The sequence below is a fragment of the Buttiauxella massiliensis genome (assembly GCF_902500225.1).
GTDB lineage: Bacteria > Pseudomonadota > Gammaproteobacteria > Enterobacterales > Enterobacteriaceae > Buttiauxella > Buttiauxella massiliensis.
The window spans coordinates 45,421-58,011 of sequence record NZ_LR722663.1; the positions used below are offsets into that span (position 1 = coordinate 45,421).

At 44.7% G+C, this 12,591-nt stretch carries 11 protein-coding genes; 4 read left to right on the plus strand and 7 right to left on the minus strand.

Going from position 1 to position 12,591, the window contains the following annotated elements:
• The first annotated feature begins 2 nt into the window (after positions 1-2).
• Positions 3-1,034, plus strand: a complete 1,032-nt coding sequence (locus GC128_RS19290) for a methionine synthase (protein ID WP_151995650.1) — start codon at positions 3-5, stop codon at positions 1,032-1,034.
• Positions 1,035-1,126: 92 nt separating this feature from the next.
• Here GC128_RS19290 and GC128_RS19295 read toward each other — a convergent pair whose 3' ends face one another.
• The gene (locus tag GC128_RS19295) at positions 1,127-1,708 is read right to left on the minus strand and encodes a nuclear transport factor 2 family protein (RefSeq protein WP_151995651.1); all 582 of its coding nucleotides are present in this window, start codon (positions 1,706-1,708) and stop codon (positions 1,127-1,129) included.
• A gap of 109 nt (positions 1,709-1,817) precedes the next feature.
• Between GC128_RS19295 and GC128_RS19300 the strand changes: the two genes are divergently transcribed.
• Positions 1,818-2,711, plus strand: a complete 894-nt coding sequence (locus GC128_RS19300; RefSeq protein WP_151995652.1) for a LysR substrate-binding domain-containing protein — start codon at positions 1,818-1,820, stop codon at positions 2,709-2,711.
• Positions 2,712-3,025: 314 nt separating this feature from the next.
• On the opposite strand, the gene metK is transcribed toward GC128_RS19300, so the two are convergent.
• On the minus strand, positions 3,026-4,171 hold the full coding sequence (metK, locus tag GC128_RS19305) for a methionine adenosyltransferase (RefSeq protein ID WP_151995653.1): 1,146 nt from the start codon (positions 4,169-4,171) through the stop codon (positions 3,026-3,028).
• A 98-nt stretch (positions 4,172-4,269) separates the two neighbouring features.
• Positions 4,270-5,418, minus strand: a complete 1,149-nt coding sequence (gene cfa, locus GC128_RS19310) for a cyclopropane fatty acyl phospholipid synthase (RefSeq protein WP_151995654.1) — start codon at positions 5,416-5,418, stop codon at positions 4,270-4,272.
• A gap of 388 nt (positions 5,419-5,806) precedes the next feature.
• Here cfa and GC128_RS19315 point away from each other — a divergent pair, with 388 nt between their 5' ends.
• Positions 5,807-6,643: an AraC family transcriptional regulator gene (locus GC128_RS19315; protein ID WP_151995655.1), complete on the plus strand. Its 837-nt coding sequence runs from the start codon at positions 5,807-5,809 to the stop codon at positions 6,641-6,643.
• A 101-nt stretch (positions 6,644-6,744) separates the two neighbouring features.
• On the opposite strand, the gene GC128_RS19320 is transcribed toward GC128_RS19315, so the two are convergent.
• Together GC128_RS19320 and GC128_RS19325 are read right to left on the minus strand one after the other, a co-directional pair.
• On the minus strand, positions 6,745-8,406 hold the full coding sequence (locus tag GC128_RS19320) for an NAD-dependent malic enzyme (RefSeq protein ID WP_151995656.1): 1,662 nt from the start codon (positions 8,404-8,406) through the stop codon (positions 6,745-6,747).
• A 353-nt stretch (positions 8,407-8,759) separates the two neighbouring features.
• Positions 8,760-9,680 carry a L,D-transpeptidase family protein gene (locus GC128_RS19325; protein ID WP_151995657.1) on the minus strand — a complete coding sequence of 307 codons (921 nt, stop codon included), beginning with the start codon at positions 9,678-9,680 and terminating at the stop codon, positions 8,760-8,762.
• A 402-nt stretch (positions 9,681-10,082) separates the two neighbouring features.
• On the opposite strand from GC128_RS19325, the gene GC128_RS19330 reads away from it, so the two are divergent.
• A complete protein-coding gene (locus tag GC128_RS19330) occupies positions 10,083-10,574 on the plus strand; it encodes a hypothetical protein (RefSeq protein ID WP_151995658.1) in 492 nt (163 codons plus the stop codon).
• 191 nt (positions 10,575-10,765) lie between these two features.
• Here the strand turns inward: GC128_RS19330 and ychF are convergent, their stop codons facing one another.
• Together ychF and pth are read right to left on the minus strand one after the other, a co-directional pair.
• On the minus strand, positions 10,766-11,857 hold the full coding sequence (ychF, locus tag GC128_RS19335) for a redox-regulated ATPase YchF (protein WP_064518423.1): 1,092 nt from the start codon (positions 11,855-11,857) through the stop codon (positions 10,766-10,768).
• Between the two features lie 134 nt (positions 11,858-11,991).
• Positions 11,992-12,579 (minus strand): aminoacyl-tRNA hydrolase, encoded by a 588-nt coding sequence (pth, locus tag GC128_RS19340; RefSeq protein ID WP_151995659.1) that lies wholly within the window; start codon positions 12,577-12,579, stop codon positions 11,992-11,994.
• Positions 12,580-12,591: the final 12 nt, after the last annotated feature.

A 12,591-nucleotide genomic window follows, 5' to 3' on the forward strand; every position in this document is an offset into this window, starting at 1 on the left:
TTATGAAAATATTATTACCTACATCGACTGCGGGCAGTTTACCTAAACCCTCCTGGCTTGCACAACCTGAGACACTTTGGTCACCCTGGAAATTGCAGGGCGAGGAATTAATTGACGGCAAACAAGATGCTCTGCGTTTGTGTCTGCAAGATCAGCTACAAGCAGGTATTGATATAGTCAGTGATGGCGAGCAAACGCGCCAACATTTTGTCACTACTTTTATTGAGCACCTCACTGGCGTTGATTTTGAAAAACGTGAAACGGTAAGAATTCGCAATCGCTATGATGCCAGCGTTCCTACGGTTGTTGGCCCTGTATCCCGCCAGAAGCCTGTTTTTGTTGAAGATGCCAAATTCTTACGCCAGCAAACCAGCCAACCTATTAAATGGGCGCTGCCAGGTCCGATGACCATGATCGATACGCTTTATGATAGCCATTATAAAAGTCGTGAAAAACTAGCCTGGGAATTCGCCAAAATTCTCAATCAGGAAGCCAGAGAATTAGAGGCTGCGGGTGTCGATATTATCCAGTTTGATGAACCGGCATTTAATGTGTTTTTTGATGAGGTGAATGACTGGGGAATTGCCGCTTTAGAAAGAGCCGTTGAAGGGCTTAAATGTGAAACTGCGGTGCATATTTGCTATGGCTATGGCATCAAAGCCAATACTGACTGGAAAAAGACGCTGGGCTCAGAATGGCGGCAATATGAAGAGTTTTTCCCTAAGTTACAGGCATCCAATATCGATATCATTTCGCTGGAATGTCAAAACTCTCGTGTTCCAATGGATCTCATTGAACTCATCCGAGGCAAAAAAGTCATGGTCGGGGCCATTGACGTGGCAACCAATATCATTGAGACACCAGAGGAAGTCGCTAACACGCTACGAAAAGCACTGCAGTTTGTTGATGCAGACAAGCTTTATCCAAGCACCAACTGTGGCATGACCCCCTTATCTCGCCAGGTCGCAAGGGGCAAGCTAAATGCTTTAAGTGCTGGTGCGCAAATCATACGAAGAGAACTCTTAAACAAATAACTTCGGCAAAAATTAGATCATAGAAGTGGAGTGACACACTGAATTTAGGCATTTGGATAGAGGTGATATGCTCACCTCTTTTTGAGTCTGGATCAGGCAGCCAACCAGCGCTTACCTTCAACTTTCATTTTTGCTTCCAGTTCACTGCCACGAGTAGCGAATACGCGGCTAAGTGGGAAACCGCTCTGCTCCAGTAAATAGGCCAGTGCTGCATATTCACGCGGATACTTCTTCACAATCCCTTGGTCAATTTCCACAGGGCCTAAAGGGAAGGTGAAGGTGCCGATATCGTAAACACTCTGACGGTGGAACAGTTTCCACACACCATCTCGTTTTTCGGCCATATCGTAAAAACGGTTGTGACACTCACAACCAATATTCAGTTTGACGTTCTCAGCAATAATGATTGCGTTAGTTTGAAGGATGGCTTTATTTCCGGCTTCATTGAAGGTTACCTCAGGAGAAGCGATAAGATGTTTGGTGCGCAGGTCAGAAGCGCCCATTCGCATTGAACCATCAACAAAGTCGCTTCCCAAGCCTTCAAACCAAGTGATTTCAATCGTGCCGTCAGGGTGGAACAAGTCGCGTAACTGATCCCATTCGCCTAAATCACGGTGCATCCAGCCATTCATCAGGTCGTTAAGTTGTTGGCGGTCTTGAAGTTGGTTTTGCATGTTTTTAGTTCCTGTTAGTTGACTGGATTCAGTTTGGCCTCGAAAAAAGTTAAACTCAAATATATAGATTTTACTGATTAATCATTTTTAATGATTAATGGAGCGGTTCATGGATTTACGCCACCTGAAGTATTTTTTGGCTGTCGCAGAAGAACGGCATTTTGGTCGCGCAGCGGAACGGCTCAACATTGTGCAACCCGCGTTGAGCATGCAGATTAAAGCCCTTGAGGCTGAACTGGGTGGGCCATTGTTGATTCGGACCAGCCGTCGAGTGGAACTGACTGACGCCGGGAAGCTCTTGCAGGCGGAGGCTACGCGCACGTTGGAGCAAGTCGAACATACCCGTCTTGCCGTGCAGCGCGCTATTCGCGGTGAAACAGGTCGGGTGCGGATAGGGTTTGCCGGTAATGCTGTCTTCAGTGGAAGGCTGATGCAGGATGTCCGATCTTTTCATCAGGCATACCCGGACGCTGAAATAATTTGCCAGGAGCTTGCGCCACAGCTTCAAAACGAAGCCATTCAGAACGGGACGCTGGATGTGGGTTATATGCCTGATTACGATCCGGATCATGAATCAACCCTTGTCTACGAATCTGTGGGTGAATGGGGACGGGTCGTGGTGATGTCCAGCGAGCACAAATTCGCCGATAAACAGAGTCTGACGGTAGATATGCTAGCCCATGAGCCTTTGATTATTTACGCAATCAATGACGTGGATTCACAACTGGATATGCAACTCCGTAAACTGCTTGGCGACTCTTTGCATATTGCTTATCGGATATCCAGTTCATTGAGCGTCCTCGCCATGGCCGGAGCCGGGTTGGGTATCGCCCTGGTCCCAGCTCCATTAGCGCAGGTGGCGATTCCGGGTGTGGTGTATCGGGTTCTTGATTCCAAGGAGCTGGCGGCTAATTTGATGATGGTCAGTCGTAAAGCCGAGCCTAGTGCTGCCGTGCTTGCTTACCTCAAGCACACCCGGAAACACGGTCTCTTTATAGGGTGAACAACTTCCCGGCGTTACCGTGGGCGATTTTTTCCTTATTTCCTCAGTGAAATCATGACTTGATGCATTTTATTGGCAAACAGTGCCGGGTCGGTGGTTCATCTCGCACTCTCTGGAGTTTATTAATTACTTAACTAAAATTACTTGTGCAATATATATCCAGAGGTGTTCGAGTGACTTTTATATGAAATGGAAATGCCGCAGTCTGAGTGAATGAAAAAAAAATCCACGCAAAAGCGTGGATTTCCTGATGTTAACTGTTCTCTATGAGAATTAATTCGCGCTAAAAAACTGGCCCTATAGAGCGTGAAAACTTAAAGGAAGCGGCGCAGCAGGTCAGCTTTGTCGGTCTGTTCCCAGCTAAAAATATCACGTCCAAAATGACCGTAGGCCGCTGTTTGCTGATATATCGGTTGCAGCAAATTCAGCGAGCGGATTAACCCATGTGGGCGGAGGTCGAAAAACTCGCGAATAATCATAATCAGTTTTTCATTATCCAGTTTTCCAGTACCGAAGGTTTCCACCATTATTGAGGTGGGGTCCGCAACACCAATGGCATAAGAAATCTGAATCTCACAGCGATCAGCTAACCCGGCGGCAACAATATTCTTAGCGACATAGCGTGCAACATATGCGGCTGAGCGATCAACTTTAGACGGATCTTTACCGGAAAATGCACCGCCGCCGTGACGCGCCATACCGCCGTAGGTATCAACAATAATTTTGCGGCCCGTCAACCCACAGTCACCCATTGGCCCACCAATAACGAATCGGCCGGTTGGGTTAATAAAATATTTGGTATCGCGCGTCAGCCACTCAGGCGGTAAAACAGGCTTAACGATCTCTTCCATCACGCCTTCACGTAGGGTTTGCTGGGTGACTGCTTCACTGTGTTGAGTGGAAATAACCACGGTATCAATACCGGTGATTTTGCCATTCTCATATGCAAAGGTAACCTGACTTTTCGCATCTGGTCTTAACCAGGGTAATAAACCGCTCTTCCGCACCTGAGCCTGGCGTGCCATTAAACGGTGAGCAAAGGTAATAGGAGCGGGCATTAGCGCATCGGTTTCGTTGGATGCATAACCAAACATAAGCCCTTGATCGCCTGCACCTTGATTTGCTTCATCTTCACGATCTACTCCACGATTTATATCGGGAGACTGTTTACCAATCGCACTTAAAACGGCGCAAGTGTGGGAATCAAACCCCATTTCTGAGCTGTTATAGCCGATGTCATGGATCGTGCGGCGCACAATCTCTTCTATATCCACCCACGTGTCGGTGGTAATTTCTCCCCCCACCAAAACCATGCCGGTTTTTACCAGCGTTTCACAGGCCACGCGCGCTCTGGGATCTTGTCCAATAATGGCATCGAGAATAGCATCAGATATTTGGTCGGCTATTTTGTCAGGATGCCCTTCAGAAACAGATTCTGAGGTGAATAACTGTTGTGACATACAAAATCCTTAAATTAATAACTAAATCATTTAATACTGATAATAAAAATAGCAGTTATATTATCGAAATTAATTTGCGGTTAAGGTTATAGCCAATATCAGCGATAAACATACATCCCACCTTCTACACCACGGCTAAATAAAACTTGCCACAGCTGAATGTCGCGGGCACGGAAAGCTCCTGCACAAGATGTGAGGTAATAATTGAACATGCGTTTAAACGATTCGCTGTAATTGTCCTGTATCTCTGGCCAGAAAAGATTAAACCGTTGGTGCCAATCCATTAATGTCAGGTCATAATCTGCACCGAAATTGTGCCAGTCTTCGACGACGAAATGGGGTTCTGAGGCGCTGGCTATTTGTTTTACAGAAGGTAGGCAGCCGTTAGGGAATATATATTTGTTAATCCATGGATCAACGTTGGTATCTGATTTATTCGCACCAATAGTGTGTAGCAGGAACATTCCGTCCGGTTTAAGGCAGCGGTTCACCACTTCAAAATAGGTGTCGTAATTTTTTGGCCCAACATGCTCGAACATCCCGACGGAAACGATACGATCAAAATGGCTGTCGAGATCGCGATAATCCATTAGCTTGATGGACACATCCAGCCAGGTGCAACGCTCCTGTGCCATTTTCTGCTGTTCTGCGGAAATGGTCACACCGGTAACATGAACATTGTAATGTTCTGCAGCGTACTGTGCCAAACCGCCCCAACCGCAGCCAATATCCAGCAGTTTCATACCGGGCTGAAGCTGCAATTTTTCACATAACATTTTCAATTTGGCTTCTTGCGCCTGACGCAAGTTGGTTGCATCTTTCCAGTAGCCGCAGGAATACTGCATATACGGATCGAGCATTTTTGCAAACAGATCATTGCCGATATCGTAATGTTCTTTGCCAACAATCCAGGCGCGTTTACGTGTCTGTAAATTAAATAAGCGCATACCCGCGACACGGGCTAAATCCCTGAAGTTTTTTGGTGCTTTCTCATCGAGTTTTGCACGAAGGATTTTCTCGAATAAAACATCCAGCGCGGCGCAATCCCACCAACCTTCCATGTAGGATTCACCAAGGCCAATAGAACCTTCCTGCAAAACACGTTTATAAAAGTCAGGATTGTGTACTTGAATATCCCAGCGGCGGCTGCCGTTAAAACGGACATCAGCCTGGTTCACAAGATCTTCTGCAATCCGATACCAGTTGTCTTTGCGTACGACGGGTGCACTTTCAACTTCAACACTCATATCTCATCCTCATTAAAAGCCTAAGCTAAATTTCTACTCGACTATCTGAACTCATTTATGTTTCGTTAAAAGAAAGATTGAATAACAAATATTTAAATTTGTTATTGATTGACTGCTGCGATATAAATAATTAGCTCATGCTAACTATTTATTTTATAAATAGTAGAGTGACTTATTCTAAATACCTCTGATTTTTTATTGGCTAAACTAATGGCGATGTCAATCAACGCTTTATTCTGGGTGCGATTAATTATTGCATGTTACTACTTTATTGATTTTTGGTTACTCATTGACTGGGCTGATGAATTAATTATCGCAGCTAAGAAGGTTTGTGTATCATGAAGGGATGCCAAGTTGTGTCGATCAAGCGTCAATTTAGGTAAGTCAGATGGTTAAAACAAAAAAGGTATTGCACTCATTCCGCTACACGGGCGATGTAACAGGGGCTAAACTTGCTCGTCCTGTTTTCTTCCGTTCGTTTATGCTGGCGGAAAACGTGCAATCAGAACTGCATTCTCATCCTTTCATTCAGTTTCACTACGCCCGTGAAGGCTCCCTATACATTTCCGTGGAGAATAATTCATACATTATTCCTGCCTGCTATGGATTATGGATACCGGCATTTATGCCTCATCAGGTGCAAACTGCCAGTGAAGTGATGCTGGAAAACCTGGATATCGACCCTGACTATTACGCGGCCACGGGGTTTAAAGCCGAACTGAAGTTAGTGACAGTCTCTGATTTTGCTCGCAGTTTTATCCACCACGCTACGCAGACTATCCCTGAGTTTTATGATGCCGATGGCAAAGAAGGACGGCTGGTTTCCACATTGATCGATGTGCTAAACGATCTCCCGGCCGCAGGCTTTGCCATGACCTGGCCTACGGCACCGGCGTTGCTGGAAATGTGCCAGGTGATCAGCGAATCACCCGATTTACCCCATTTAATGGAAGAGTGGGCCGAGCGGATAGGAATGTCGCCACGTACTTTTTCACGGCATTTTATTAAAGAAACCGGGATAACGTTCAGCAACTGGAAACAACGGCATCGTTTACTGCATTCAATTATTTTACTACGCCAGTCGCGCAGTGTGACCGAGATTGCGCTAATGCTGGGTTACGGTAGTACGTCGGCTTATACCTATGCATTCCGCCAATTATTTGGCGTATCTCCCTCGCGCTATGAAGCTACACCTCCACCGCCAAATGCGATTTTATATGATTAAAACCAGATGTTCGCTGGGGAGGTAGCTTAATAAAAATCCGGAGATGCTAAACATTTCCGGATTTTTTATGGCTACTCAAAAAATGGAGTAGGGACAATCAGTCAGAATGAAATACGCTTGTAACCCTGATACTCCGGTTTCCAAAATATCTTCTCTAATTTTTCTTCTAATTCATAAATTCCCATGCTGGTAGCAACGCCATCTTCAGCACCTGCAAGCGCAACGGCAATGGCGATTTTTTTAGATATTTCATGAATCTTTGTAAGCTCAGGTAATAATGCTCCATGCGGGTCTTTGAGCATAGGCGATGATTGTGCAAGGACTTTACTGGCTGCCAGGAACATACTTTCGGTTACACGTTTCGCATTTGAGAGTAAAACACCCAACCCAAGACCCGGGAAGATATAAGAATTATTGCATTGAGAAATAATGTGTTTATTACCATTGTAGATAACCGGCGCGAATGGACTGCCTGTTGCAATGATTGCGTTACCTTCGGTCCATTTGATAATATCGACAGGTTCAGCCTCAACGCGTGATGTTGGATTCGACAACGGGAAAATAATTGGCGTGGAAGTGCAAGAATGTATCGATTTGATAACTTCTTCCGTAAACAGGCCTGGTACACCAGATACCCCAATTAATATCGATGGTTGGATGCAATTAACCAGCGCCGCAATATTTTTGCCATCAGGGGCAAATGTTAAGTTTTCTCTTGCATGAGCCAGTCGATACTGGAAATCAGTTAATGCAGGGGTGTCTTTTAATACCAGACCATCTTTGTCGACAAGAAATATATGACTTCTGGCGATTTCCTCATCAATACCATCAGCCTTAAGTGCTGATACAATGAGCTCGGCAATGCCACAACCAGCAGACCCAGCCCCAACGAACATAATACGTTGCTCGGAAAGTGATATTTTATTACGCAGACAGGCTGCGAGAATAGAGCCTAATGCTACAGCCGCTGTTCCCTGGATATCATCATTAAAGCAACATAACTTATCCTGGTATTCTTTCAACAATGGCGTTGCATGTTGTAGTGCAAAATCCTCAAACTGCAACAACACTCCTGGCCAACGGCGCTCAATTGCTGACACAAAAATATCAATGAACTCAAAATATTCCGTATCAGAAATGCGTGCGTGGCGGGCTCCCATATATAATGGATTACTTAGCAGTTCTTTATTATTAGTCCCGACATCGAGCATTACGGGTAAACACTGGTGCGGGTCTATACCGCCGCAAGCCGTGTATAAAGATAATTTCCCAATAGGAATACCCATTCCACCAATGCCCTGGTCGCCTAAACCGAGAATTCTCTCACCGTCTGTAACCACAATAATTTTTATATCATCGCTAAGAACATTTCGAAGAATGCTTTCAATATTGTCTCGGTCCTCCCAGGCAATAAATACTCCTCGGTTTTTACGCCAGATTTCCGAAAAGTGCTGGCAGGCATAACCAACCGTTGGCGTATAAATTAATGGCAGTGAAGCTTCGATATCAGATGTGATGTAATGATAAAAAAGCACCTCATTTGTATCTTGCAAGTTACGCAAAAAAATATGCTTATCTTCATCAGTAATGAAATTATTTAGCTGGAAGCGTATCCGGTCGCTTTGTTCGTCTATTGTTTCGACAATTGTGGGGATAAGTCCATGTAAGTTAAATTCATTACGCTCACTGTTACTAAATGCGCTTCCCTTATTAAAGGTAGTATTGCTAAGCAGGGATTGCCCGGAAAGGTGGGTGTATCGCATTTTACTCTCACTTTGTTAAATATCTGACTCTCTGAATTTGTAGAGATATATATTCCTAATTATTTTCTTATGCAAATGTGCCAAATCAGTAGCCAGAAGCCATATTCAAAAAGGCTATATGCAATGTGAGTAAGAGACTTAATCAAGAATAATAAAAACAAAAAAGCAACATCGCTAATTCTGAATAAATTTATCTGAAACATTCAGGCGCACAAAAGAAACATAATTAAGACAGGTGTGTTGTTTTAAGGTGAAGTGCAACAAAATATAACAGAAAGGTGGGTGTTGGTATAATTAACAACATCAACGCCACCTTTTCTGCCGACCAACCTTTTTATCAGTCCTGATAAGATTTAATTTGTGATGTTAATTTGTACAGGCAAGCCTGCGCGCATTGCCAATGCTTTATCCACAACGTCATGTTGCACCTGTTTATCCTGTAAGACGGATTCAATTTTCTGAGACAGGTGAAGAGGTGATACGGTTGCCGTGTTAAATTCTGCTTCATTTGAAGACAGTGGGTTATGAACCTCAACATAACGAGAACCATCTGGCTCAACAGTGGCTTTCACCGGTTCGTTAATCAATTCAACACGAGTACCAACAGGGACTTCATTAAAGAGTTTTTTCAAGTCATCGGCCCTTAAACGAACGCAACCGTGGCTGACTCTCAGGCCAATCCCAAAGTTTGCGTTTGTACCATGAATCGCAAAAAGATTACCGATATACATCGCATATAAACCCATCGGGTTTTCTGGCCCAGCAGGAACAACCGCCGGTAATATTTGGCCTTCTGCTGCAAACTCAGCCCTTTCATTCGGCGTAGGAGTCCAGGTTGGGCCTGCTTTTTTACGTTGTACGCTTGTGACCCATTGTTCAGGTGTATCGTGGCCAACCTGACCTATACCCACCGGGAAAATCTCAACCACATTCTTGCCTTGCGGGTAATAGTAAAGCCGCATTTCAGCAGTATTAATGATGATTCCCTCATGTACCGTATCAGGCAGAATCACTTGCAGAGGGAAAGTGACAACGCTTCCCGATTGCGGCAACCAGGGGTCAATACCTGGATTCGCTTCCAGCATATTGCTTAAACCCACATGGTACTTAACTGCAAAATTTTCCAACGGCTGCTGGTTGTGGGAAGGGATTTGCTCAACAGTATTTTGCCCAACCAAACGACTGCCGTCAGAAGGGAGAGTGAATGTTGAGGCGAATGAAGAATGTGAGGCCAGGAGTCCAATAACCAGGAGAGAGGGTGTGCGGAATTTCATGATGAACCATTTGTATGATGAATTGATGTGATATTACTCCCAATATAATCATCGCTCCATATTCATATTAATTTACACCGAAATTAAATGGACGGAGTTACATATTCTGTACGAGGATTTATCTTTCATATGAACGTTATGTTACATCAAAATAACATTTGGCATTACTTAAATATTTGCAACGATGTTGTATTTATATCCGTTTTACTAATGTGCAGTTTTATCTATTGCTCGAATGAAATAATGTCTATTTTTACCTATTGCACATAATGTATTTAAAATTTCGAAGAGCGTATGCTTAATATTCAGGATGAACTCCTGCTTTAATGCATTTTTATTTTATAAAAATATCCAGCCATTACTTTAACTGCACTCTATCTGTATTGCGAGGATGTTATCTATATGTTTAAAAAACTCTCTTTTCACATTATCCCGGTACAAATTTTCCTTGGTATTTTTTGGTTTAAAAACGGGTTCATTGATAAGGTTTGTGGCATTTTCAACGGTCTCATCTCGCCTGAGACGGCTTACCATGGGGATACCTGGGCAGGTTGGAAGGAGTACATCGTTGGAACCTGGGATAAGAGTCAGGTTGCCCATGTTGCATTAAGTCCGCTATTTGATGCACTTTTCCCTGTTTTGATTATTCTTCAGTGTCTTCCTTTCCTCTTCATTATTGCTTCTATTCTGAAACTGGAGTTTCTGACGGATGCTAATGCCCGTCCGTGGCTAATGAAAAGTGCTGTGGCGTCTCTATTTGTTACCAGTGTGATGTTGTTTAGCCAGACACTGTCCGGCGCAAGCGATGGTGAATATCTCTGGCATCTTCTGGCTGCGGGAATGGTTCTAATAATGTATATCAAAAATACTAATACTATTATCGGAAAAGTATAAGACGGCGGGGGGCAATGGGGGGATATTAAACCCCTCATTATCGATACCGTTGTTATACTCATCTTTAATGTGCTTTTTCGATATCATCTAAGATACGATTAAATAAAAAATCCACGCAATTGCGTGGATTTTATGGGATTTGTCGGTCCTCATGAGATTCAATGAAATCTCATGAGACAACAGAAGCTATTTTAGACGTTGAACAGGAAGTTCATCACATCGCCATCTTTAACGATGTAGTCTTTACCTTCTGCACGCATCTTGCCGGCTTCTTTCGCACCTTGCTCACCTTTGTAGGTGATGAAGTCTTCATACGCGATGGTCTGTGCGCGGATGAAGCCTTTCTCGAAGTCAGTGTGGATTTTACCTGCAGCTTGTGGGGCAGTTGCACCAACAGGGATAGTCCATGCACGAACTTCTTTCACGCCAGCGGTGAAATATGTTTGCAGGTTTAGCAACTCGTAACCCGCGCGGATAACGCGGTTGAGACCGGGTTCTTCCAGGCCCATTTCTGCCATGAATTCGTCACGGTCAGCATCGTCGAGTTCAGCAATGTCAGACTCAACTGCTGCACACACTGCAACAACCACAGAACCTTCGGCGGCGGCAATTTCACGTACTTTGTCGAGGTATGGGTTGTTTTCGTAACCGTCTTCGTTGACGTTTGCGATGTACATGGTTGGTTTCAACGTCAGGAAGCTCAGGTATTTGATAGCGGCTTTGTCTTCTTCAGTCAGAGGAAGCGCACGCAACATACCGGCATTCTCGAGCTGTGGCAGACATTTTTCCAGCGCAGCCAATTCAGCTTTTGCGTCTTTATCGCCGCCCTTAGCTTTCTTTTGCACACGGTGAATAGCACGTTCGCAGGTGTCGAGGTCAGACAGCGCCAGCTCAGTGTTAATTACTTCGATATCGTCAGCCGGGTCGACTTTGTTATTCACGTGAATGATGTTGTCGTTTTCAAAACAACGCACCACGTGGCCGATTGCTTCGGTTTCACGAATGTTGGTCAGGAACTGGTTGCCCAGGCCTTCACCTTTGGAGGCGCCTTTCACCAGACCAGCGATATCAACGAATTCCATGGTAGTTGGCAGAATGCGCTGTGGTTTTACGATCTCGGCCAGTTTATCCAGACGTGGGTCCGGCATTGGTACTACACCAGTGTTCGGCTCAATGGTACAGAACGGGAAGTTTGCTGCTTCGATTCCCGCCTTGGTGAGCGCGTTGAACAGGGTTGATTTACCAACGTTCGGCAAGCCGACGATACCGCATTTGAATCCCATGGTTTAATTCACCTTAATTACTTGATATTCAATGAGTTGATGTTGTCTCATTGATAAAATGATCATAACTTTCCCCATTATACACGCAAACGGCATATAACGGGCGCAGAAATCCTTATTGACCACTGTTCAGACTAGGGTTGTGCCTTAAAGGTATGCAGCCGATTAGTGGCTTTAGTTAACCCTTCCTTTAGCCAAACTTCTGTGCAACGTGCCGCTTCGTCTACCGCCTCATCAATCAGCTTCTGCTCGCTAAGTGGCGGTTTACCTAATACAAACCCGACAACTTTGTTTTTATCACCCGGATGGCCAATTCCGACACGTAAGCGGTGAAAGTTTGGGTTATTACCCAATTTGTTAATGATGTCTTTCAGACCATTGTGTCCGCCATGGCCACCGCCGAGCTTAAATTTCGCAACGCCAGGTGGGAGATCCAGTTCGTCATGTGCGACCAGAATTTCATCGGGGGCAATGCGGAAAAAGGTCGCCATCGCGCCGACCGCTTTACCGCTAAGGTTCATAAACGTGGTTGGCACTAACAGGCGAACGTCTTCTCCGGCAAGGTTTATGCGCGCCGTGTAGCCGAAGAATTTACTTTCTTCTTTAAGCGACTGGTTGTGGCGCTGAGCCAGCAAATCCACATACCAGGCACCAGCGTTATGGCGGGTAGCCGCATACTCCGCACCTGGGTTTGCCAGGCCAACTATTAATTTAATACTCACGTTTAATTTCCT